Raw genomic sequence first — 24073 nt, forward strand, 5'->3', positions numbered from 1 at the left:
TCAGGGTGAAGGTGTCGTCGCCGGCCGTGCCCACCAGGCCCGCATTGTTGGCGACGAGGTTGCGGAAGCCATCGAACCGGATTCCACTGTTGCTTGCACTGTCCGAGTCTTGCAGCCGCCAGTCGACTGCCGCTAATCCGGTGGCGATATTGTTTGTGCCGCCAGCGGTGATTGTCGTTACACCGGAAAAATCAATGCCCCGCGCCTCAATCACATTGTTGGCCTGCACGACGAAATTATCCGCCTGGGCACTGCCCCGCAGACTGTCAGCGATAGCGGTTGAGAGACCCCTGAAGGTTATTTCGCCAGCTTCCACTTCACCGTTGTTGCCGGTAAGCGCCAGTCCTGCAGAGAAGTTGCTGGCATCAATATTCCCGGTGCCTCCCGCCTGAAACTCTTCGAATTGGGTAAAGTTCACATTGGCGTGATCAACGCTGCCATTCGCGTTAAGGATGTAATCCTGATCATTGCCGGAAATCACCGTATCGTTGCCACTACCGCCGTTCACACCTGTTAAATTACGGTAAATGAAGTCACCGGCTTTCACCTCATTTTCGGCCGTGAATGTAATGACATCGTTACCGCTCGTTCCCAACAAGCCCGCATTTGTGGCCTGAAGGACTTCAATCCGTTCAAGACTCAAACCATCAACCGGGCTACCTTCCAGACTCCAGTCTTGGCCGTCCCGGCCAATCAGCACATCCATTCCGTCCAGACCGTCTATGCTGGTGATGCCTAAAAATTCAACGTCCAGATAACTGAGACCGGAGGCGGTGAGGGTGAATTCGTCTGCATTGGCGGTACCTTCGATACTGGAACCGCTTGCCGCCGTGATCTGGCTGGCACCATGGATCTGGGCGATTTCGCCATCCGTATCCGATACAGACAGCGCACCGTCGACCAGATTTCCAGTGCCCCCGTCGATGACGCCTTTCAGATTCTGGCTTGTAGACAATCCACTAATATCAAACTGCGCTATGCCCCCGACATTGGTGATTTCAATCGTATCGACCGATGTGATGCTGCCAAGCACACTGGAAGAATCCGTTTCATCTGTAGAATCTCCAACAGTAAGGCTAAAAGCACCGGCCTGTACTTCGCCAGAGTTCCTCATTCCTCTCGCCGCGGAAACCTCAACAAGCCCTCCGGAGAGCCTATCCCCCCTGATGGCATGGATTGATCCCTCATTTACCACTTCGTCAGTGGCAATCAGCTCAATCTTTCCTGCCCCACCTTCCGGACTAGGCGCCGACTCAGCAATCAGCTCACTACTTCCAGTTAGGTTTACCGCCGCAACCGATTCGCCATCGTAAGATGAGGCGGACAGGCGGATCACACCGCCAGATTCAGTTATACCTCTCGCGGTAATGATACCGCTATTATTGATCGCGGCCTGGGTAAATCCATCGGCTACTCTGGCCTCCATAACCACGTTTGCTGCATTGATGTTTCCAGTATTCTGAATTGCGTATTCCGCGAAATCACTTTGGAACTCTTCAACAAATTCATCCCTGGTTATTTCAACCCCAATGAGCCCATTTTCATCCAGGGAAAGTACGGCCTTGTCGGCAGAATAAAAATTCACATTACCGGCGATCAGGTCACCCGCAACGCCCTGATTTATATCCGCGAAATTCTTAACACTCTTGCCGATAAGGGTCACGCCGTTTGGCGCTATAATTTGTCCGTCCGTGTTGACGACACCTACATCGCCCTCAACATTCTCTAGAATTTCAAATGTAAAGTTTTCGCCGACGCCAGATATATTGCCATCGAGCGCCGAAAGAGTAAGCGCCTGAACGTTTACCGACGAATTTTCACTAAAAAGAATTCCCCTTGGATTGACCAATACTACATGACCATTGGAAATAACATTTCCACTGATATCTGTCGTGCCCGTGAGAACCTTATTAACAATAATAGAGGATGCCTGGGTATCGTTGAGATTCCCTCCAAAGCGAAAGGTAACGCTGTCGCCCTCAAGAACATCGAAAGAATCCCAGTCTATCTTTCCAAATTTTCCGTCAATCTGATAAATAGCATCGCTGCCCGATTCAATCTCACTTACGTTCCCAGTCGCAGAGTTTATCGTTCCAGGCGCAGCCACGACCGAGTTGGTTGTAATCAAACCAAGGCATGTCAATTTTGCCACTTCCACTGCGATCGCGAGAGAACTTTTCTTCATGTTCATGATATTTTGCCGATTATCTGCGAGGCGGTGTCACTTACACCGCCGGATTCGTTTGACAAGAAGTGTGTTACTGCAGGAAATAGGAGAAGTCCGCATAAACCGTCGGATCATCTGCATTATCGCCGGCACCATCGATGGAAGATTTGGACATGGTTGGCCAGGCCACAGAAAGCTGGCTTGCCCAGTTTTCGCTCCAGCTGAACTTGAACAGAAACCCTGCGCCGGAAAATGCGGCCCAGTCGTTGGCGAGCTCGGCCTCGAAATTATTGACCACGCCGTAACCTGCATCGGCGATTAGCGCAACCTGCAACATATCGTTCAGACGATTGCCGAAAATTCTCGGATTGATCGCATCGGGGAAGGCAGGGTACCACTCCGCGGAAATCAATCCCGCCTGGTCGGCAGAAAAATCGCGTACATCAAATGCGCGCACACCGTTGGCACCGCCGAGAGAGAATTGTTCAAATGCAGGCAGGCCATCCTCGCTGTACTGCCAGCGGCTCTTTAAGATCAGCCTGGCTTTGGAGTCTGCAAAGGGCATAGGCACGAACAACAGAGAGCTAGTTTCCGCGGCAAACTTCTCAAAGTCCGATGCGCGTTCTAGTCCCGCCCCAAACTGAGAGAAATAACTGTCGAGCTCTCCATATTGCACCTTGGCATTGACCACGTTCAGCATGGGAATAACGCCACCTGACAGGTGATCCAGATATACCCCCATTTCACCACCTATTGCATGGTTATCCTGATCAAGAATTCCATCTATGGATGTAATCTCGGATTTTTTATCCGTCAGGCTGAAGAATCCGGAAACATTGAAGTCACGGGAGCGCTTGAATTTATGCTCCACACTCAGGGCGTAGCTTTCGTTGATGCCTTCCAGTTGCAGCATGTTAATAACATCGCCCTTATCCTCCTCATTCTGGATTTTGAACTGGTTATAGTCCGCAGAAACCTGTACTCGGGTCCTGGGACTGAATACCGGAAGGCTGTATTTGAATTGCCCCAGGTTCGAACCAAAGCCGGAATCAAAGCTGTCGATACCCGCCGATTTCAGATAACCCACCGTCAGTTCATCGCCGATACCCAGAGGGTTGAACCAATCCACCGACGTGAAAATCCGGTTGTCACCGGTAAAGACAGACCCGTGGTTGTCCATACGGGTGACAAGGCGCCAGGAATTTTCGTCCCGCACTTTCAAGTTGAGGCGGGTCTCACCCGGATTGTCACCGGGGCTGAAGTAGCCGGTCACATTCAGGGCCGGCAGGTCATTCAGGAGGTAAAGTGACTCCTCGATATCCTTGTGATTGACCAGTTTTCCCTGCTGGCCTGCAAAGGCAGAGGCCAGTTGCCTTTCCTTGTACTCCTTATTGTCATGCACGGATATCTGACCAAGGATGCCCTCCTGCACTGAAAACGTCACAATACCGTCCTTGACTTCCTGTGCGGGAATCTGGACCTGAGCGAGGAAGAGCCCCTGCTGCCGGTAAAACCGTGTCAACTCCGCGGCGATATCTTCCAGATCGACATAACTCAATCCACGCTGCGCATTCTGACGCTCAAGTACATTGACCAGTTTGCGCAGTTCCCTGGGCCCGAGGCTCTCGGGCGCATAACGTGCGCCCATACCATCCAGCAACAGGGCGATTTCTTTCAGGTTCTCGACGGTGTATCCCGCGGCGACAACCTTGTCTTCCTGCATGTACTTCACACGCAGCTCTTCAGCCTTTTCCTCGATTATTTTCCGTTCGATCCCAAACTCCGGATATTCCACAAGTCGGTGAAAGCGGAATTCGCGCACGGAAATACGCGGGCCAATTTCCCGTCCAGACACTTCCGGGATATCGGTGTCAAGGTTAGGGTCACGGGCCTCCTTTGCTCGCCGTTCAAATTCCTCCGCAACGTCGGCATCATCAACGTGGGGGATGTCCTGCTCAAACGCCTGTTTGACACGGCTTCTGAAGCCACTGTCGCCATCATCGGCAACGACCACCGAGGATGAGAACAAGAGCCCCCACACTGAGCCCCACAACAGTCCTTTGTTCTTCAACGCCACATTCCCCCCTTGGAACATTCAATACTCGATTGCGAGGCGCCAGTGCAAATCTCCGGACGGCGCACTCGCTTCAGAACCTGATCGGAAGTCTTACCCGGCAATCAACGCACCAGGTCTCTTACTACCCGGAATCCGGTAAATTCGTCCGGTGTGCCGCTGTGTAGCGTTTTTGACGTAACCAGGCAACGACTCATCGCATCCTGCCGGCTTCCGCCCGCGGCAATCAGCTGTTGATCTACCCCCAGCACCCACTCCTGTACATTGCCGACAGCATTGACAATGCCAAAGGCATTTGCGGTTCCTGTATTCGTGGCAACAAGCTCTCGACCTTTTTCGATACCGCCATAACGCAGATAGCAATTGCGATCGGATACTTCCGCTTCGCCGTTGGCGCTGGCGGCCGCGAACCACTCAGACTCGGACGGCAGCCGATAGTTGCGACGGGTCTCGCTGCTCAACCACTGAATAAATTGTTCCGCCTGATCACGGCTGATACGGTTCACCGGCAGTACTCCCGAGCCAAGGTCGAGATCACCGCACGCCCCCAGGATCCCACAGAAGCGCGCAAATTCCGCGTTGGATACCTCATATTTTCCTACGGCCAGAGGGCGACCGCCGGCGCCATTGACGACAACCAGCTCCGGTCCACGCCCACCAGAGCGCATCGGGTCCGCACAACTGTAGCGATCGCCGCGCGCACCACTGCCGGGGCGAAGATGTGCACAGTAATCAATATCAAGCTGTGCCAGCTGCGGCTGTGCCGGCAACAGTGCCTGCGCTTGTTTAAGAAGTGCTTCCGTGTGCTCTGGACTTTTCAGAGCAAGCCCCGAAAAACAGGTGCTCAGCTCATCGGCTACCACAGGCCTCAACACCTGTGCCTTTGCCCGATCAATACTGGCAAGGCGGTTCAACCCCTCCCCAACCGCAGCAACCTGCATACCAAAATCACATCGCAGCGCGCTCTCCATATCATCCAGCACAAGATTGATCTGGCGTTGTTTTTCCTGAGCAGCAATGCGCTGCTGAGCCCTGAGCTCCTCCTGACGCAGACGTTCCGCTTCGCGCTCTGCGGCGAGACGCTCTGCCTCCAGACGCTGGCGCAGCTCCTCGCGCTCCTGCGCAAGTTGCGCACGGATTTCATCAGCTCCCTCCACCTGTTCGTTCCAGCTGGCTGCTCGCCCGAGCATTTCCTCTGCCGGTTCAAGATTTCCCAGTGTCAACTGCCCGGTAGATGCCGCAATAAACAAGTCCGAAACCTGGCGGTGCACGGAGTCAGGAAACTGGCTGTCTTGCGGGTTCAGCTCGATATATTCCTGCAACTCCACACGCAGATCGCGCTCCCATGACGGCGTCAGGACACTCAGCCCCAGTAATCGGTTGATCGCCTCACGCTTGTCGGAAATACGGCGTTCCAGCAGCTCCTGCTGTAGTTTTTTCTCAAGCTCGATCTTGACCCGCTGCTGCTCCGCCGTATTCTCCTGCTCGAGGTGGGTATACCCGATCCCACCCGCGACCAGCGTCGCCACAAACAAGCTGCCAAATGCCCATTTCCAGCCTCTTTTGCCGAAGAACTGCTGAACAAATCGTTCTACCGTCGCAGTCCGCTGTTGTCTCTGGAACGCGAGCGCCGACTCAATAGCCCGCCACTGGCGACGGCTCAGAGAACGGATGCGCTTTGGCTTGAGCTTTTGCTCAAATGCTTTATCGGCGGGAACTTTGCCAAAAGGGTGGCGACCGCTGAATAATTCGTAAGCGACACAACCCAGTGCATACACATCATCACAGGGTTGGGGTTCGCTGCCATTCAGCATTTCGAGGCTGGCATACGCGGGAGTCAATGCCCCCAGAGTACCGGCATCGAATATAGTCTTCTCTCCGGCTTTGCTGGCGATCCCGCCTTCCGAGACCGCGCGGGCAATACCGAAATCAATAACTTTCGCCCCCTTCTTGCGGGTGACGAAAATATTTCCCGGCTTGAAATCCGAGTGCACAATTCTGTGGGAGTGGGCGTAAATCAGTGCCTGAGAGACATCTCGCAGCACGGACGCTGCACGCTCCTTTTCAAGGCCAACGTCTGCATGCTCCCGCAGTAGTTTGTCGAGCGGCGCCCCCTCGAGAAACTCCATAGTCATGAATACCCGATCGCCTTCGCGGTCGAAGTCGAACACGGTCACGATGTTGGGATGTGCCAGCGTCTGGGATTTTCGCGCTTCGCGCTGCAGGGAGATAAACGCGTCGGGGTGCTTCTGGAAATCTTCATTCAGAAGTTTGATGGCCACGTAGGGATCGCTGTCACTGGCCTCCAACTTGCGGCGATCCAACGCTTTGTACACAGCCCCCATCCCACCGACACCGAGAAGCTTGTCGAGTTCGAAGCGCCCCTTGATCACCGTTTTTGTAACGGCGCCCTCACGGGAAGTGGACGGCTCGAAATGAACGGCTTCGCGGGGCCTGGGCAGCTGGCCCGCGGGGCTCACAGAGTCGACAATGACGGTTGCGTCTGCTGTCGCCTCGGAAGCTGCGCCCGGGCCAGTTGGAATCAATCCCGGATTTACACCGACAGGAGGGTGATCATTGGCACCGGTTCGCTCATGACCGACAAAAACCGTTACATCGGAATCGTCACATGCCGACAACGCCTCTCCGGCCTTTTTGACTATGCGGGTTTTGTCATTCACAACCATCTCCCTGGTGCAGATATGCAGTGCTTCCCGTCACTGCCAGGATTAAGACATCTTTACGACAACGCGACACAACATCATCGCGAGGTTATCGCGCCACCACACATCTGCAGCCGTCAAAACATGACAGGCGTCACAGATGTCTGTGTTTGCAGTGCAGACAGCCAGATTGCTTAAAGCGGCAAATTATAACCAACGCACATTGGCACAACAATTGAAGTCCTCACTGAAACGCAATTAAATCCATTACACGCGCTTACAGAACGGTCCGGCACACCCCAAATATCGTACACGCGTACCAAGTACGCGCTACCTATATAGACACCGACATGACGGCACCGCCTGCGAAGCATTTAAAAACATGCCAGAGTCAAACCTGACACCGCTGTGTAGTGATAAAAATAATATTTCGAAAAATGGTGCCGGAGTCGAATACCGGAACTTACGTGACTGCAACGGCAGGCGACTTTCGGCGCATTAAATTGGTGCCAGAGTCGATTAAATAATTGAAATTACCGGTTTTTTTTTCAATCTTCGTCTGCTTAAATTCGTTTCGCTTGCCAGATCGGCATCACCTGAGCTACTGCATTCGCGGTGGTAAAGGATTCACCACCAAAAAGTCCATACCATATTGAGGGATTAAAAATGGCTATTTACATGAACTTTAATAACAAGGCGCCTGCCGGCAACGTAACCGCAAAGGGCTATGAAGACTGGATCGAAGTTGACAGCTTCAACTTCGGTGTTGGCCGCGGCGTTTCCATGGAAGCCGGTGCCGTTGCCAACCGTGAAGCCACTCGCCCCAGCATCAGCGAAGTGACTGTAACCAAGCGTATCGACGCTGCATCCGGTGGTTTGTTCAAAGCTTCTGTAACCGGCGACGAAGGCGTTAAAGTTGAAATCCACGTGGTTCAAACCGGCGCCAAATCTGTTGAAAAATACGCCGTTTACAAACTGGAAGACGTGCTGGTGTCCTCCTACAGCATGACGGCCTCAGCCGGCGGTGCCCCCTCCGAATCGCTCTCCCTGAGCTTTGCGAAGATCGAAGCCGAGCTGAATCACGCCGACAAAACCAACAAGAATCCGAAAAACATGCGTGTTGGGTACGATCTCACCACTGCAACTCCGCTCTAATCGGAAATTTGTTGTACCGGGCCGGGCGCGCAGTAGTCCACTGCGCCTCCGGCCTTTGCCGTTGAACACCGTTGAACTTGCAGTCGAATGCGTGCCTCCAAAGTGCGCGTTCAGGAAGCCGGCACCTATAGGGAATTGGGCCTGATATGTCTTCTATTAATCAAGAAAAACGCATGATCCGGACGAAATGTCCGCTGGGCAAAGATATCTTTATAGCCACCGCGTTAACTGGCGAAGAACATATATCCAAACCATACCGGTATCAGATTTCTCTACTGTCAGACAACCACGATATCGCGCAATCCGATATCGTCGGCAAGCCCTTCACCGCGAGTATTCACTACAGCGAAACCGAGCGTCACATTGACGGCTTTATTACGCATTTTTCCATGCACGATGTGAACCCGGAAGGAATGCGCCAGTATATTGCCGTGATCCAACCTGGTCTCTGGTTTACCAATCTGGCAGGTGAAAACCGGATCTTCGAGAAGAAGTCCGCAAAAGACATTATTAAGGAAGTACTCTCCAAGTATGGCAAGGAAATCAAGTTCAGCGAGAAGCTAAGCGCAGAGTATATCGCCCGGGAGTACTGCGTACAGTTCAATGAAACCGACTTTCAGTTTATAACCCGCCTGATGGCTCAGGAGGGTATCTCCTACTACTTCAAACAGGCCGACGGCAGTCACGAGCTGATCCTCTGTGATGAGCACAAAGATTTCTATGACTGTGCGTCAGAAAAAATCGAGTACGACGGCGGCGGAAGTCATCCACGCAAGAATTCGGTTAGCAGCTGGCATCGGGACTTTCACTATCATGGTGGCGGTTTTGAGTTTCGGGACTATAACGAGTTTACCGTCGACAAAGACAACCTTAAGAGCGTAAAAACGGCCAGCAAGCTCAATGGGGTCGACAGCTATATCCAGAGTCTTTACGGCCTGAACCACTTTGAGGTGGATCGCGAACACCAACACAAATTCAGCGATAGTTATCATGGCGCCCTAGCCAAGCGGGCGATAGAAGCACAGGAAAGTCGCTTTGACGTAGGCCACGGCAGTAGTGACTGCCCGCCATTGGCGGCAGGGGGGTGCTTCCAACTAGAGCACACTATCAAATCAGAAAAGGGAAAATATCTGCTGACCTCGGTGCGAATCAACGCTACGGATGGCAACAGCGAAGAATCGTATTTCCGCAATACGTTCACTTGTATTCCTGAAAAGATCACACCGCGACCAGATCCTTTTGTCGGCAGCAACAAGATACTCTACCCGCAGGTCGCTGAAGTAGTCAGTGTAAAAGCGAGCGAATCATCCGGATCAAAGGACCCGTTTACTCAGGTCAAGGTGAAGTTTCCCTGGAATTCGTCCCAGAACAGCTGCTGGGTTCGGGTAATGCAGTCCTTTTCAGGGAAAAGCTGGGGTGCCAACTTTGTCCCGCGCGTTGGCCAAGAGGTTGTTATCAGCTACATCAATGGCGATCCGGAAAGACCGGTGGTCACCGGTGCCGTGTACAACGGAGACAACAACGGGCCCAATTACACCGCCACTCAAAGCGGCTGGAAAACCCAGTACGAAAGTAGCAAGTTCAATGAATTCCGCTTTGACGACAAAGGGGGAGAAGAAGAAATCTATATGGAGGCAGGAAAGGACCACAACTTCCTAATCCATCATGACCAGTCGGGAAAAATTGATAACAACCAGACGCTGGAGATCAAGAAAAACCGCACCTTGACCATTACCGAGGGTAATGAGTCTGTAACGCTCAACAAAGGCAATCAGACAATCAAGCTCGATAGCGGTAATCAGAAACTGGATATTGGTGGTAGCCAGACAATCAGCGTCACTAATGCTATCAAGATCAGTTCCAACGCTTCCATTGAACTCAAAGTTGCGGGCAACAGCATCAAAATATCGCCATCGGGTATCACCATCAAGGGCACTACGCTTTCATGTAAGGGAGACGCTACGGCGGAGGTCGCTGCCAGTGGCATTCTCACGCTGAAAGGCGGACTTACCAAAATCAATTGATGAGGTTGTGCAATGACGGATCTGATAAAAATTCAGGCGGCGACAGCCGCAGAATTACTCCAGTACGTGGATATCAGCGAGGAAGCCAGCGGCTATGTGATACCTGATACCGCACCGGAGATCAGTATCAATCAGCTAATGGAAGCGGGGTTTTTCGCCGATGCCGTTAAGCTTCTGGCGCTTGGCTTACCCAAGCGAGAATCTGTCTGGTGGGCCTGCCTCTGCGCCAGAGATATTCACGGCCCCCAAACGGATGAAGACAATACCGGCGCTCTCGTAGCAGCGGAGAGCTGGGTGAAGAGCCCCACTGAAGAGCGCCGCCTGAATTGCAAAGGGTACGCGGAAAAAACCCGTTACAAGACGCCGGCCAGCTGGGCCGCAACGGCTGCAGCCTGGAGCCATGGCAGCCTGTCTGACCCGGGGGAACCCGCTATCGAACCGCCCGCCCATCTCTACGCCCATGCCGTGGCTGGCAGCGTCACCCTGGCGGCGGTACTTTCCAACCCAGTAAATGCGGAGAAATCCTTTCAGCGCTTTTTGCAGCAAGGACTGGATCTGGCACGGGGCGGTAACGGAAAGACAGCAGCGCGTGCCACTGAAAATCAATTGGTGGAGAGCTGAATATGGGCAAGCCTGCATCACGCATCACGGATTTGCATGTCTGCCCCATGGTGACAGGTACGGTACCCCACGTTGGCGGGCCTATTTTGAGCCCCGGCGGTCCCACTGTGATTATCGGCGGCATGCCGTCGGCGACCGTCGGCAGCACCTGTACCTGCGTAGGGCCACCCGATTCCATTGTGATGGGAAGTACCACGGTGCTCATCTGCAATAAACCTGCGGCACGCATGGGGGATTCTACGGCACACGGTGGAAAAATCGTCGTAGGATATCCGACGGTATTGATCGGCGGATAAAGAGAAGCCCTGCAGTGCAGGGCTTTATCGTTTTTCCAGTATATTATTAGCCATTCACGCGATAGCTGAAATCCCCCTCCTCCGACGCGCCGATATGCACACTGGAAATTTCCTCACCTTTCGCCATCTTGTCCAGACATTCACTGGCAAGTGAAGGCAGCAATGTCCGGTTCAGGATGACCTCGATATTACGCGCGCCGGTATCGGCTTCCTGGCAGCGAGCTACAATATTGATCAGCACATCCTCGTCGTAGCTGAAGGCTGCACCGTAGTGCTCTTTGACACGCTTTTCTATACGTCGCATATTGATGCGGCAAATTTCAACCAGGTTTTCATCGTCCAGCGGGTAGTATGCAATTACATTGGCACGCCCAAGGAAGGCCGGTTTGAACTTCTGCAGCAGATGCGGGCGGATGTTGTCGAGCAACACTTCCGGTTCTGGTTTTTCTTCCACCTGATTGAAGATTGCTCGGATTGCGTCTTCACCCGCGTTAGACGTCATAATGATCACGGTATTTTTAAAGTCGATATCCCGACCTTCGCCGTCCTTGATGGTGCCCTTATCGAACAGGTTGTAGAAAATATCCTGTACACCAGGGTGCGCCTTTTCCATTTCGTCCAGCAGGATTACCGAATAAGGTTTCCGGCGAGCCGCCTCGGTCAACACGCCACCCTCGCCGTAGCCCACATACCCGGGAGGCGAGCCTAGTAGCATGGATACCTTGTGCTCCTCCTTGAACTCCGACATGTTGATCGTGGTGATACTCTGCTCGCCGCCGAACAATTCATCCGCAAGCGCCAGCGCAGTTTCGGTTTTACCGACACCACTCGTGCCACAGAACAGGAATACACCCACCGGCTTGCGGGGATCAGTCAGGCCCGCGCGCGATGTGCGGATCGCCTGTGCTACGGCCTCTAGCGCATGTGGCTGGCCGATCACCCGTTTGTTCAGACGGTAGGCAAGACTCTGTACGGCGGCGATTTCGTCGCTGACCATTTTCCCGACGGGAATGCCAGTCCAGTTGGCTATCACTTCGGCGATGGATTGCTCATCCACCGCGGGTTGCATCAGCGGTGTGTCGCTCTGAACTTCACGCAATTCGCTGCTGAGGTTTTGCAACTGTTGTTTCAGATCCCCCAACAGCGACGGATCTACGGATCCATCATCCTGTAGCCGGGCAAATTCCTCATCGATTTGGTCACGCAGTGCTTGAATCTGCGCGATGAGCTCCAGTTCCTGGCGCTGCTGATTCTGCAGTTTCTCAAGTTGTTGCTGCGCTTCCAGCTTTTGTGCCTGAAGCTCCTGCAGGTACTCCTCGTGTACACCGCTCGCGGCATTTTCCCGCTGCAGTTTCTCTATGGTTCTGCTCGCGCTGGCAATAATGCGTTGCACATCTTCGATGGCGCCGGGGGTGGCCGACTGGCTCAAAGCCACCCGCGCACAAGCGGTGTCCAGCAGACTTACAGACTTGTCCGGCAATTGGCGGCCGGGAATGTAGCGGTGGGAGAGTTTAACCGACGCCACTACCGCTTCATCCAGAATGCGGACCTTATGGTGACTCTCGAGGGTGCCGGCAATGCCGCGCATCATATCAATTGCTTTGTTTTCATCGGGCTCCTCCACTTTTACCACCTGAAAGCGGCGGGTCAGCGCAGGATCGCGTTCAAAGTACTTCTTGTATTCCGCCCAGGTGGTGGCCGCAATGGTTCGGAGCTCGCCGCGCGCCAGCGCAGGCTTCAGCAGGTTGGCGGCGTCACCCTGCCCCTCCTTGCCTCCCGCGCCGATCATTGTATGCGCCTCGTCAATAAACAGGATGATGGGCTTGGCCGATGCGCGCACCTCTTCAATCACGGATTTCAGGCGGTTTTCAAACTCCCCTTTTACGCTCGCGCCGGCCTGTAGCAGGCCGAGATCCAGAGTTCTTACGCTGACATCCCGCAGAGGTTCCGGCACATCACCGCTGACGATTCGCAGGGCAAACCCCTCCACCACCGCGGTTTTTCCGACCCCGGCTTCACCGGTCAGAATCGGATTGTTCTGTCGGCGGCGGGTGAGGATATCAATGCACTGACGAATTTCCTCATCGCGTCCCAGTACCGGGTCAATCTCTCCTTTAGCGGCCCTGTCGGTAAGGTTGACGGTGTACTTGTCGAGCGCCGGGGCCTTGCTCGCGACTGCAGCCACCGCCGCACCGTCGCCACTGTCAACCGCGCCACTGAGTGCTGAGGACTCACCGCTGCGACCGAACATCGCACGGGCGGTTTCGCGAATGGATTCCGGGGCAACGGCCTTTAACTCCGGGCAGGACTCCAGCAGCTGGCGCCGGGAGGATTCATCCAACAACAGTGCTGCAAGCAGATGCCCGGAGCTCACCGCACGGTGGCCATAATCGATAGACGCGAGCATCCAGCTGTTTTTGGCCGCTTCGACAATCGTAGGCGACAGTGCCGCAGGGCGGCTGCTGCCGGATTTGAAGCGTGCTATCGCGGTTGCCAACTGCCGGGCAACATTCGATGGGTTTACGTCGTGCTTTTCCAGCAGATGGTAGAAATCCGTATCCGACTGATCCAGCAGTTTCAGCAGCCAGTGTTCCAACTCAACATTGTACTGGCTCTGGGCCAGGCACAATCCTGCCGCGCCTTCGAGAGAGTCGCGCATGAATGGCGTCATGGTGTCCACGAGCCGTTTGAGATCTATATTGATCATGGCATGTATTCCCTTATTGGAATCCTTGTTGTTATCAATGAACTACGAACTGATTGTCATGCCGCCGGAAGTACTTCATCCGGCGACACATGATCCGCGCTCAGATTGATTTCCACCCGCTCGTCATACTGGTGATCGCTGGACATATGGGTGTTCCACCCGAGCAAAGGCTGATTGTCATTATCGGTGGCCAGCTGCACCGGTGCGACCTGCCCGGTATAAAGGGAAACCGAAATCTCGAAATCCATTTCGATTCCCGCCGATAGCTGCACAAAAGATTTCAGCGCTTCCAACTTTTCGCTGCCAGGGGCTATGGCCATATGCTCTTCATAGGCCATAGGCTCAATCACTACACGGAACTTGTTCTGCGCCTGAAAGCAGTGCGTACCAAGAATGGTATCGGTACCCAGACGATTGTTTACACCGAGCGGTGCCTCAGGCCCAGGCAGACGGGTCAGAACATCTTCCGGCAATGCATCCCAGCGCCCCTGAAACTGCTCGATGGAGACCTGCAAACCGAAGTACTGCCGGATCATGCTGGCGAGTGCCGCGGCAGAACACTGCTGACGGCCGAGGTGTCCCGCCATGCCATAGAGCGCCTCGTCCGGCATTGGCAGGCGATAGCGCATTTCACTGGTGCCAAGCCCCGCAACGGATGCCAGCGCCTGGCTGAATGCGTCTAGATCTCGCGTGTTGCGCAGACGCGCACTCTCGTAGTTGACCGGCAGCTGATACTTATGCCATGCGCGATAAAACAGAGATATATTTCTGTGGTGAAAAATATCAAGAAAATCTTTCAGCGCCGCATTCTTTTCTTTCAGTTCGCGCTGAACCACCTCTGTCATGTAGTAGGGCATCACACCCTGACTCCCGATCAGCCCTCCAAAGCCGACCTCCATGCACCACTGTTTTTGTAGCTCTTGCTCGCGACGGTGTGCGGCCGGTTGCTCCAATACGTCCGGCGCCATTCCCGCAGATTTGTCCTGCTGATCGTTACTTTCGCTGTTGAGTTCCCGTGAACTCAGCTTGAGCACATCGGCCGCAATAAATGACAGTGATGACTGGGCGTAGAACCGCAATAGCTCGCGTCCGGGCGGTGCACCGCTCGCCAGTTGCTCGGTGGCGAATGCCACCTTTGCTTGCGCACCCGCATTGTCATGTCCGATCAACAACACCGAGCGCTCAAGCGTGCGCACCGCCTGGAAAAATTCGAAGCGGTAAGGAGCCTCTTGCAGCTGTTGGACTACACTAAGGCTTTGTCGCCGGCGCGAGGCGGCCATCGCTTCAATTCTCCATCGCGACCGCTCAAACGAGCGATCAGTCGGGTAAAGGAATTTATCGAACAGTAGAGTCCGAGAAAGCGTTCAATCACACTGGCATACAGCAGTGGACTGGTTCCCGCGAGCATCATTGCATCCAATTCGATAGTGACTTCGGTGCCGCGGCACAATACAACGCTGGTGTCCACCTGAATTGGTGCGGTGATCGGTCGTGCGTCGAGTTTCAGCAGAGATTCGATCAGGTTTCTGGTGCTTCCGGAATTTCGGAAGTCGTACAGCCGGAAAATCTCCTTAAGCACATCGCACCCCCCGCTTCCGCTGACTGACAGATGATTGAGGTTCAGGTGGGAAATCAGCCGCCAATAGCCCCGGTCACGTCGCGGTGGGCGAAGTGTTGTGGTGGGCGGTACTACACAGCTGATCCGTTTGGCCGGTGCATCGCCGTCGACGATGGACAAATACGGCTGCGCGTTCCCCGTAGGTAGCTTCTTCGGCAGATTGCGGTTGGTGCAGGTGAGCCTGATATCGAGGGTCTGGTCGCTCACCTGATGCGGGTTGAATTCCAGGTCCACCAGGCTGATATCCACTTCCGACGCCGGTTCATTGCGGTGCTCCCCCTCTACGACATCGCGACGGCGCACAAACCAGAACGCATTTTTTTTAAGGTTGTGCTGGCTGTGCTGAATGCCATAAAACGGTCTGTAGTGGGTTGTTTCGCCACTGGCGGCAGTGGCATTAACGTCGTCGACGGAATATACCTCAAGGCCGTCGGCACGCCTTACATCCGGTACCACATGGTAAGAGTACTGGGTATGGGTGAGCGGAATAGGATCGGCGCTCTGGGAAAACAAATTCACGACGGGTGTACAGCCGAGCGCGAACATACTGGGGGCCAATTGCTTTTCCAGCTCGTCGTGAGATTCGGACAAATAGAAATACAGATTCAGAGTATCCGCGTAATGCTCATCAATGGCGTCGTTCAGCGCGGTGATGTCAATAAAGTGGAATTTTTCCGGAAAGGCAAAATATTCCGTGAGTAAACGGTAGCCGATAAATGCCGTATCCGGGTATGGAAGCAGCCCCTCATCCTGCTCAAGGCCGACCTGGCGAAGGATTTCCGGTTCCAGCTTTACCGGGTGCGGATCACCCTCGCCATTAGCGACCACGACTTTGACGCAGCGGGTCAGCAGCAGATCGTAAAGGTCGTAGATATGGCTCGGCTGACCGCGCAGAAAAAAGCGCAGTTTTGCGGGCTTCAGTTCGGAAAAACGCATATCAATACTGAATGTTTTCAGTGACAGCTTGAGGACCGCGTTCGCGCCGTGGATCTCGTTGCACCCCGGTGCAATAAATGGCCGAGGCATCAGGGTTGCTGACTCTACCCGGAACGGACAGATATCTACTGGGTAGCGACTGGTGAACCGGCAGGTCTGTCCCTGAAAACTTTCACTTTCAAGTAATGTGTCCGCGCCGATGTGAACGATACCATCGAGATCCGACTCCGGCTCGAACTGTACGATTGCGCAGGATGGAATTGGCCGCAGGTAATGCGGGTACAGGGTTTCCAGCATCGCATCGGTCAGTTCCGGGAAGTCATCATTCAACTTCTGCTGTACGCGTGCGTTCATGTAGGCAAACCCGGATAGCAGGCGACCTACCAGAGGATCATCTACGGTATCCGTATCCAGCTGCAGGCGCGAAGCAGCGGCGGGATGCATACGCGCGAACTCAGCGGCGGTCTGCTGCACAAATGCCAGCTCCCGCTCATACAGGTCGAGCAGTTTCTCACTCATTATCTGACCTCCGATACATCAACCAGCTGGGTAACCGGATTGAGTGCCGAGTCGAATACAATGACCTCCGCCGCGGGATTGACGTGCAGCACCGCCTCGACTCTGAACCGGATACTGGGATCTTCCACATCCACGTTTTGTTGCGTCGTCACCTTTACCGAGCGGATGCGCGGCTCAAAATTCATGATGGTCCGCTCGATTTCACGGCAAAACTTCCGACGATTTTCGCCGGATGTAAGGTTTATCGTCGACAAATCCGGTAAGCCGAAGTTGACATTGGAATTCTCAAGGTGGCTATGACTTTCTGGTGCCGACATGCAGCGGTAACGGGTATTGAACAGATACTCAAGATCTCGCCGCACCCCCTCTCGCAACTGGCGCAGAACCTGGTGCGGGCGATACAGATCCATGTCCGCAGACGACGCCAATAACCGATCCAGCAGTGGCGCCAGCAGTCGTTTTTCCTTACTGACCATCAACTGACCGTCCCTACGCCGATTTGCGACAGCGCCGTTGTTAGTTTCAATTCAGATACCAGGTGATCCACCGTGTAATGGGTTTTAAGGTGTATGACACTCTGATAGCTGCCGGGTTTTCCAGGTTCATCCATCACCCGGACGCGCGCTTCGCGCAGTGGATAACGCGCGAGCATTTCCCAAGGCAAATCCTCGCGGCCGGTAGTGTAAGCATCCATCCACTGCTGCAGCTGCCGCTCGCAGTCCGCCGCATTCATGTAAGCGCCAACCTTGTCGCGAATCATGACCTTGATATAGTGCGCAAAACGCGAAGCGCAGAGTATCTGCTGCAGCATACTGCTGATACGAGCATTGGCTGTTGCCGACTTGGACTGGTAGACCTTCGGTCGCTGCAGTGACGGCGCGCTATTGAACGCGCTGTACGGCGTATCGTAGCAGTGACACAAACAGGTATATCCGAGTTCACTCAGTTCGCGCTCGGCAAAGTCTGTGACCAGAATGGAGGTGGTCATCTTTACCATTTGTGGATCGCTGTCAACGCCGTAGCCCACTGTGGGTAACTGGGTTACCAGACCGCCGCCGAGATAATCCCTGGCGACGCCGCGGATGTGCGAAAACCAGCCCACCTCATCAAATTCGCGGATCAGCACGCTACCCATGGCAAATCCGGCATTGCCCCACAGATAATTCCGACTGTGCGTCGCACTGACATCCTCGCGAAATCGCAAACCGCGATAGGCGGAAAATCCCGTTACATAGGGCTCGCGCATCAATGCCTGAGGCAGGGTGATCGCCAGAAAGCGACTGTCTTCGAGGTCGCGCAGACTGTTCCAGCGGATGTACTGTTTCTGCCGGAACACTTCGGTAAAATCAATGGGCTTGGCGAGGTCATCAAAACTATCTACACCAAACAGCTGTGGTGTGGCAGCACAGATAAAAGGCGCAAACGCCGCAGCTGCGGTATGTGCTATCCCCTGAAGAGTGAACACGTCGTCGTAGGGGTGGCCTTCAAACGGTTGGTGCGCGATGTAGTAGTCACCGATCAGCAGACCAAATGGCTCACCACCCGGGGTACCGAACTCTTCGTTGTAAATCAGGTGGAAAAAGCCCGACTGGTCAAAATCCGGTGCCCGTTCGATATCCCGCGAGAGGTCCTTCCAGCTGGCATCCAATAGCTTGATCTTTATGTTGTCGGCACTTGGTGTTTGATGCACCAGCATAAAAAGACCGCGCCAGCTCGCTTCCAGCGTCTGGAAGCGGTGGTGGTGCAGAATGCTATTCAACTGCTCGGAGATGAGCTCGTCCAGCTCCGCAATGATCCGGTTTAGCCACTGCCTCACGCTGAACTGTGTCGCGTGAGTGCAGACACACAACTCGCGTAACCAGTATTCAAAAGCGAACAGTTCATCCGGCTCGTCGAGAAACCTTCGCAATGGATCGCGATTGCCATGTAGCAGCGCCGCGCCCAGCAGCGTCTCTGCTTCGCCGGAAATATTGGCGTGTGTGGAAGGCAAGACGGGCACTCCCCGGTGCGGTAGAAGAAATGACAGGCAGGCATAGAGGCCGCCACCCAGGGCGGCGGCCTCCCGTGTATCATCCCGCGGTCGGGATATTGGCCACCATACGCATGGAGGTCGTCAGCTCCTCCATTTGCAGCCATGGCTTCAGGTATGCCACCGCGCTGTAGCAGCCGGGCTGTCCCGGAATTTCCTTCACTTCCACCTTCGCTTCAGCCAGCGGGTATTTGGCCTTCATCTCCGGGCTGGCATCGGGATTGGAGTTGGTGTACTGGGAAATCCAGCTGTTTAACCAGCGCTCACAGTCCCCTGCCTCCATAAAGGAGCCCACTTTGTCGCGCGCCATTACCTTCAGGTAGTGAGCAATGCGCGAGGTGGCCATCAGGTAGGGAAGACGCGCAGAAATCGCCGCGTTTGCTGTGGCATCCGGGTTGTCGAATACCTTCGGCTTTTGAGCGCTCTGGGAACCGAAGAATACGGAGTAATCGGTATTCTTGTAGTGACAAAGCGGCAGGAAGCCCTGGGCGCTGAGCTCCGCTTCGCGCCGGTCGGTAATGCCGATTTCTGTCGGGCATTTCTGATCCAGATCGCCATCGTCACTCTTGAACAGGTGCGTAGGCAGGCCTTCCACCTTGCCGCCGCCCTCAGCACCGCGAATGGCTGTACACCAGGAATTTTCCGCAAAGGCACGGGTCATGGTTGTGCCCATGACATAAGCGGCATTCATCCAGCAGTACTGGTTGTGCTCGGCGGGTTTCGACATGCCGGACTCATCCACTTCAAACTCTTCGTAGTTGAATGACTCCACTGGCTTGGTATTTGCGCCGTAGGGCGTACGTGCCAGCGTACGCGGCATGACCAGAGTAACGAAGCGGGAGTCTTCGCTGTCGCGGAAACTGCGCCACTTGATGTACTCACCCGATTCGAAAATCCCGCCGAGATCCCGCGGCTTGGACAGCTCGGTAAAGTCGCTGAAACCGAACATACCAGCACCAGCGGCAGATACGAATGGACAGAAGCCGGCGGCGGCGACGTTGGACATTTTGCTCAACAGCTCGATGTCTTCAGGGTGGCTGGTGAATTCGAAATCACCAATCATGCAGCCGAAGGGTTCACCGCCGGCGCTGCCGAACTCTTCTTCATAAATTTTCTTGAAGGTCTGGCTCTGGTCGAATTCCACAGCCTTGTCCAGATCCCGGAACAGCTCCCGCTTGGTGATATTCATCATGCGGATTTTCAGGGTGGAGCTGGTTTCACTGTTCATCACCAGGTGGTTGAGACCACGCCAGGATCCTTCCAGCTTCTGGAACTTTTCATCGTGCATAATCGCAGCGAGCTGCCTGGACATGGCTTGATCGATAGCTTTGACCGCTTTGCTGATGGTCTGGGTCAGATTGCGATCCCAGGTTACCGTACCTTTCAACACCTGTTGGGTCAGGTTGGCAATCAGGTCCTGCGCTTCTTCGCGCTGGGTCTGCTTGGTGGCGGAAATAGCCTGTTCCAACAGACTGACGGACTGCTCCTCCGCAGCCTGTTCGGCAACATTTTCAACTTCGGTGCTCATTACGCATCATCTCCCTTGTCTTCACCAAGACCCAACTGTTCTGAAATGGCGCTGACGTTTTCAGTGCTCTTCAGGATGTCTTCCAGTACTTTTTCCAGCTCTTCGGAGCGGTCTGCCTTGCTCAAAAGATCACGCAGTTTGCTGCGCGCTTCCAGCAACTGCTTGAGCGGTTCCACCTGCTCGACAATCTGTTCCGGGGAGAAGTCGTCCATGTGGTTAAAATCGAGATTAACCGCCATCTTGCTGCCGTCACCGGCCAGCGTATTTTCCACCTGCAGGCCCAGTTTCGGATTGACCTTGGCCATCACATCGTTGAAGTTATCGCGATCGATCTGTACGAACTTACGCTCCTTCAGCGCCTTGCGATTTTCCGTGTTGTCACCGGAATAATCCCCCATGACACCGGTAACAAACGGCAGCTCTTTCTTGACCTCCGCGCCGTTGGTTTCAACATCATAGGTAATATGTACGCGGGGTTTACGTACACGCTTGAGTTTGTTGTGAATACTCTCGGACATCAGGGTCTCCTTTCCTCAATTCAGGAATCGTGTTGATTGCTCTGGCTTCACCAGCCGGCTTCTGTAGTGGTCGATTCTGGCTGCGCGCCCCAGCCGCCATCGCTCCCGGGCTCTTCACCTGTGCTCGTTGCTTCAGAATTACCGGTTGGCTCAGCACTGCTCTGCGTAACCGGAGGCGCGACATACCGTTGACTGTCCGAGCCGTCGAGGCGCACACCGGTCAACTGTGAATAAATCGCCCGCGAAGTATCGTCGGGCAGCAGTTCCGTCATCAATTCCGCGACGGTCATACGCCCCCAGCCGATAAGACGTTCAAGTCCGGGCGCAAGGGGGGTATGCGGCTCATAGGTACGAAAATACTTTGCCGCCTTTTCGAGCAGCATCAGGGCATCTTCGCGGCTGTTGATGACTCCAGAGGGCGCGCCGACTGGCAGCGCAACCGCGCTGTCTGCAACGGCGGTGACCGGAGCGGAGTCGTCAGCAGCACCACTCTGCGCCGCTGCGGCCGCGATGGCGTTGAGGGTTTCAAGATGGGACTTGTAGATAAAACGCGTGGTGCGCAGCACTTCATCCAGCAGGCTAGTAATACTGGAATATGGCGGTGCATCCTGTCCGCAACTGGTGCGCAGGGCGTCGTTGATGGATTTGTAACTGGTGAGCGCTTCCTCGATGGTATCAATCAGGCCCTGCGCCCATTCCGCGCTGGCAGATTGCACACATTGTTCAATATCGGCCAGGCTGTAACCGAGGGTTTCAACCCGTGCAGCTTTTGCATCGGGATCCACGATCTTGTCGGCGTCCCGGGCCTGCTGGTAATGCACAAAAGCAAAGCCGCCAAAATCTCCTTCCGGAGTAATATCTGCATTGCGGATCGGCATCAACAGGGTGCCATCCGCGCCATCGCCGTTGAGGCCCGTGAGCGGCGCCACTTTGGTTTCTATACCATCCTCATCAGGCTCTGGATAGAGGTTATCCCAATAGCCGCCGATCATGCGTTCGATCAGTTGGAAGCCGTCGCGCAGCCCTGCAAACCCATGCAGGCGAATCAGAGCTTCTGTATACCAGCTGGCAACTTCAAGGTCCTTGCTTTTCTCCTTGAGAATCTTTTCCGCAGTTTTTGCCACCTCGCGCCAGGGTGCCAGCAAGTCAACGTCACTGTCGTCGAACATTGCGGATCGCTCTGCTGCGCGGGCACTGTTGCGGGCATCTTTAATCGTGTAGTAGTCAGACGTGGGGGAGCGATCGGCACGGATATCCTCTCCCTGCGGAAGGTCACCGGCTATATCCTGCAGAAGTGTATCGAGATCGATCACATTGGCCTGTGCCATGAAAATTCCTTTTCTGAGTTTGGCAGCGGCGAACTGCCCTTGTTTGTTGACATCGCGGATCAGGCAATGGACAGCATCCCCTGCCGCGCGGCGCAGTCCCGATCCACCCCAGTTGGCACCGGTACCGCCTCTGCGCGAAAGCTAAAAGCAATGCGCTCAAAATTCTGCTTGCGACACCGGTAGTCCTGCTCCTCACACCAAAAAAACAGGGTGTAGATTTGCGCCCCACATTCAAAACAGACAACCAGATACTGCACCGGCACTGCATCAATTTTCGCAGTAATTTCACCGACATAACCGCAGAAATTTCCCTCCTCAAGCGGCGTTGCCGGTGTAAGGATGGAACTGCCAGAAAGCCTGTCCGCACACTGTTTCAGTTGCGCGCCACAATAGGCAGCTATCGTCGATGCCGCCGGCAGATCCTCCCGTTGCTGTGAAAGCACCACCAGGAACTGGTTTTCCTTCAAGCTGCCAGACTGGATTACCGCACTGCGATTCAGATCCTTGAATGATTGCCAACTCTCCGGAACCTGTACTGAACAGCTCCGATCTTCCGAAAAAATTGCCTTGGTTTTAGCCTCAGCAACGCCCGCTTCAGCAGCCGGGGAAAAACGGTTGTCGCCATCAAACAGCAGCTGGCCATTGCACATCAATTCCGTTTTCCATCCCGCCTGCCAGAACGCATGTACCAGACGCTCGCCCTCAGACTGCTCGGAACAACGCTTTACAACCGGGCGCGCAGCGGCCAGCAGTCGTTTGATCTGATCAAAATCCAGACCCAATCGCTGTGCCAGCTGGCTAATGCCTTCGCGGCGACTGACCCCGCGACGAAGCACACCGGTAAAAATCACCTGATAAGAACTGGTGGACATTTCCATTCCCTGAATATCCCACCGCGCATCTGCACTGTGAGTTTCTCTCCCTGTATTCACCATGCAAACTTCGCATACTCAAGCAGAGCAGCGAAGTTGTGCAGTCGTATTACCACTGCAATCCTCTCCGACCATTTTCAGCATCCAATGTCATGGATCAGAGAATAGTGATGCCCTTCAAAACTCCATTAACAGGTACGATCGTACCGATTGCAGTTAAATCATTTCGTTATTCTAACGAAAACTATTTGCCGTTGAACACCGAATTGATTTTCTCACGGCGGAAAACTCCGCTTTTTATTGGTACGGATATACCAATTTAAGAGTTTTGACAATCAAACCTTCATCACCAGTGGAACTTGGGTGCGCCCAGCATACTCACATATTCCGACGGGTCGGGCAGACCCGGGCTCAACATGGTAATCGGCGCCAGAAATTGTGAACCGGCACACCACCACACACTGAAACTTGCATGCTGCATCTTGCACAGGCGTTCCAGCATCGCCGGATAGCTATCGGCAATGACAGATTCGCCACTGGCCTTCAATAGCTGCTCGTCCACTTCCATTTTTATGTCTTTAGACGCCCGCTCGGAAAACGCTGGGAAACGCTCCAGCAGCTGATCTGCCAATAGTGCATTCTGCAACGCACTCACCGCGAGCTCGGAAAGCTCGCTATACCAGCTCTCGGCACTTACCTGGATATCAAACGGATTGCTGGCAGCGGGCAGCGACACCGCCATCGTGACCGGAAAGTAACGCCCGACACTGTCGACGCTCGGTACCAATACACCCGCCCAGGCGCTCTGACTGACAACGCCGGCGGAGAGAGCAAACCGCCAGATGGGACTGGTCAGGTAATACTCCAGCCAGCGTTCGCCCACCAGTTCCTGCGAACCGTGGACCGCGCGCTGCAACCATTCGTCCCATGGAGTGACGAAACTTGCGGGAAGATCGCGCTGTACGAAGTCGCCGTGCGCAGGCAGCTTCCCGAATAGTCCTTTATTTGCCATAACCAC

Annotated in this window: 17 protein-coding genes; 4 read left to right on the forward strand and 13 right to left on the reverse strand. The window is 54.4% G+C overall.

Going from position 1 to position 24073, the window contains the following annotated elements; genetic code table 11:
* The 3 genes from FDY93_RS07555 to FDY93_RS07565 form a co-directional block, all read right to left on the reverse strand.
* A partial coding sequence (locus FDY93_RS07555; protein WP_138235151.1) for a two-partner secretion domain-containing protein occupies positions 1–2191 on the reverse strand: 2191 nt, incomplete at its 3' end.
* Between the two features lie 67 nt (positions 2192–2258).
* Positions 2259–4238, reverse strand: coding sequence for a ShlB/FhaC/HecB family hemolysin secretion/activation protein (locus FDY93_RS07560; protein ID WP_246068505.1), 1980 nt, complete (start codon positions 4236–4238; stop codon positions 2259–2261).
* 107 nt (positions 4239–4345) lie between these two features.
* Entirely contained in the window at positions 4346–6922 is a 2577-nt protein-coding gene (locus FDY93_RS07565; RefSeq protein ID WP_171018932.1) for a protein kinase domain-containing protein, read from the reverse strand.
* Between the two features lie 648 nt (positions 6923–7570).
* Here FDY93_RS07565 and FDY93_RS07570 point away from each other — a divergent pair.
* From FDY93_RS07570 to FDY93_RS07585, 4 genes are all read left to right on the forward strand, one after another.
* Positions 7571–8059 (forward strand): Hcp family type VI secretion system effector, encoded by a 489-nt coding sequence (locus FDY93_RS07570; protein WP_105102826.1) that lies wholly within the window; start codon positions 7571–7573, stop codon positions 8057–8059.
* 146 nt (positions 8060–8205) lie between these two features.
* The gene (locus FDY93_RS07575; RefSeq protein ID WP_138235154.1) at positions 8206–10083 is read left to right on the forward strand and encodes a type VI secretion system Vgr family protein; all 1878 of its coding nucleotides are present in this window, start codon (positions 8206–8208) and stop codon (positions 10081–10083) included.
* Between the two features lie 12 nt (positions 10084–10095).
* Positions 10096–10704 carry a DUF6931 family protein gene (locus tag FDY93_RS07580; protein ID WP_138235155.1) on the forward strand — a complete coding sequence of 203 codons (609 nt, stop codon included), beginning with the start codon at positions 10096–10098 and terminating at the stop codon, positions 10702–10704.
* A 47-nt stretch (positions 10705–10751) separates the two neighbouring features.
* Complete coding sequence (locus FDY93_RS07585; protein WP_240914372.1) at positions 10752–11000, forward strand: PAAR domain-containing protein; 249 nt, start codon at positions 10752–10754, stop codon at positions 10998–11000.
* 46 nt (positions 11001–11046) lie between these two features.
* On the opposite strand, the gene tssH is transcribed toward FDY93_RS07585, so the two are convergent.
* The 10 genes from tssH to tagF form a co-directional block, all read right to left on the reverse strand.
* Entirely contained in the window at positions 11047–13707 is a 2661-nt protein-coding gene (tssH, locus tag FDY93_RS07590) for a type VI secretion system ATPase TssH (protein WP_138235157.1), read from the reverse strand.
* A 56-nt stretch (positions 13708–13763) separates the two neighbouring features.
* The gene (gene tssG, locus FDY93_RS07595; RefSeq protein WP_138235158.1) at positions 13764–14987 is read right to left on the reverse strand and encodes a type VI secretion system baseplate subunit TssG; all 1224 of its coding nucleotides are present in this window, start codon (positions 14985–14987) and stop codon (positions 13764–13766) included.
* A complete protein-coding gene (gene tssF / locus FDY93_RS07600) occupies positions 14951–16780 on the reverse strand; it encodes a type VI secretion system baseplate subunit TssF (protein ID WP_138235159.1) in 1830 nt (609 codons plus the stop codon). Before tssF ends, tssG begins: the two co-directional genes overlap by 37 nt.
* On the reverse strand, positions 16780–17256 hold the full coding sequence (tssE, locus tag FDY93_RS07605) for a type VI secretion system baseplate subunit TssE (protein WP_138235160.1): 477 nt from the start codon (positions 17254–17256) through the stop codon (positions 16780–16782). Before tssE ends, tssF begins: the two co-directional genes overlap by 1 nt.
* Positions 17256–18779 (reverse strand): type VI secretion system contractile sheath large subunit, encoded by a 1524-nt coding sequence (gene tssC, locus FDY93_RS07610; protein ID WP_421654307.1) that lies wholly within the window; start codon positions 18777–18779, stop codon positions 17256–17258. The genes tssE and tssC (FDY93_RS07610) overlap by 1 nt, the downstream gene beginning before the upstream one ends.
* Positions 18780–18849: 70 nt before the next feature.
* Positions 18850–20337, reverse strand: a complete 1488-nt coding sequence (tssC, locus tag FDY93_RS07615) for a type VI secretion system contractile sheath large subunit (RefSeq protein WP_138235161.1) — start codon at positions 20335–20337, stop codon at positions 18850–18852.
* Positions 20337–20855 carry a type VI secretion system contractile sheath small subunit gene (tssB, locus tag FDY93_RS07620; protein ID WP_138235162.1) on the reverse strand — a complete coding sequence of 173 codons (519 nt, stop codon included), beginning with the start codon at positions 20853–20855 and terminating at the stop codon, positions 20337–20339. The genes tssC (FDY93_RS07615) and tssB overlap by 1 nt, the downstream gene beginning before the upstream one ends.
* A gap of 47 nt (positions 20856–20902) precedes the next feature.
* On the reverse strand, positions 20903–22183 hold the full coding sequence (tssA, locus tag FDY93_RS07625; RefSeq protein WP_138235163.1) for a type VI secretion system protein TssA: 1281 nt from the start codon (positions 22181–22183) through the stop codon (positions 20903–20905).
* A 59-nt stretch (positions 22184–22242) separates the two neighbouring features.
* Complete coding sequence (locus tag FDY93_RS07630; protein ID WP_138235164.1) at positions 22243–23055, reverse strand: hypothetical protein; 813 nt, start codon at positions 23053–23055, stop codon at positions 22243–22245.
* Between the two features lie 346 nt (positions 23056–23401).
* Complete coding sequence (gene tagF, locus FDY93_RS07635) at positions 23402–24067, reverse strand: type VI secretion system-associated protein TagF (protein ID WP_138235165.1); 666 nt, start codon at positions 24065–24067, stop codon at positions 23402–23404.
* Positions 24068–24073: the final 6 nt, after the last annotated feature.

It is taken from the genome of Microbulbifer harenosus (genome assembly GCF_005771435.1).
GTDB lineage: Bacteria > Pseudomonadota > Gammaproteobacteria > Pseudomonadales > Cellvibrionaceae > Microbulbifer > Microbulbifer harenosus.

Bases quoted from the DNA above. Each gene is read 5' to 3' on its own strand.
- tssB (WP_138235162.1), bottom strand. From the start codon at position 20,855: ATGTCCGAGAGTATTCACAACAAACTCAAGCGTGTACGTAAACCCCGC.
- FDY93_RS07630 (WP_138235164.1), bottom strand. From the start codon at position 23,055: ATGTCCACCAGTTCTTATCAGGTGATTTTTACCGGTGTGCTTCGTCGC.
- tssF (WP_138235159.1), bottom strand. From the start codon at position 16,780: ATGAGTGAGAAACTGCTCGACCTGTATGAGCGGGAGCTGGCATTTGTG.
- tssE (WP_138235160.1), bottom strand. From the start codon at position 17,256: ATGGTCAGTAAGGAAAAACGACTGCTGGCGCCACTGCTGGATCGGTTA.
- tssG (WP_138235158.1), bottom strand. From the start codon at position 14,987: ATGGCCGCCTCGCGCCGGCGACAAAGCCTTAGTGTAGTCCAACAGCTG.
- tssH (WP_138235157.1), bottom strand. From the start codon at position 13,707: ATGATCAATATAGATCTCAAACGGCTCGTGGACACCATGACGCCATTC.
- FDY93_RS07575 (WP_138235154.1), top strand. From the start codon at position 8,206: ATGTCTTCTATTAATCAAGAAAAACGCATGATCCGGACGAAATGTCCG.
- tssA (WP_138235163.1), bottom strand. From the start codon at position 22,183: ATGGCACAGGCCAATGTGATCGATCTCGATACACTTCTGCAGGATATA.
- FDY93_RS07585 (WP_240914372.1), top strand. From the start codon at position 10,752: ATGGTGACAGGTACGGTACCCCACGTTGGCGGGCCTATTTTGAGCCCC.
- FDY93_RS07570 (WP_105102826.1), top strand. From the start codon at position 7,571: ATGGCTATTTACATGAACTTTAATAACAAGGCGCCTGCCGGCAACGTA.
- FDY93_RS07580 (WP_138235155.1), top strand. From the start codon at position 10,096: ATGACGGATCTGATAAAAATTCAGGCGGCGACAGCCGCAGAATTACTC.
- tagF (WP_138235165.1), bottom strand. From the start codon at position 24,067: ATGGCAAATAAAGGACTATTCGGGAAGCTGCCTGCGCACGGCGACTTC.
- tssC (WP_138235161.1), bottom strand. From the start codon at position 20,337: ATGAGCACCGAAGTTGAAAATGTTGCCGAACAGGCTGCGGAGGAGCAG.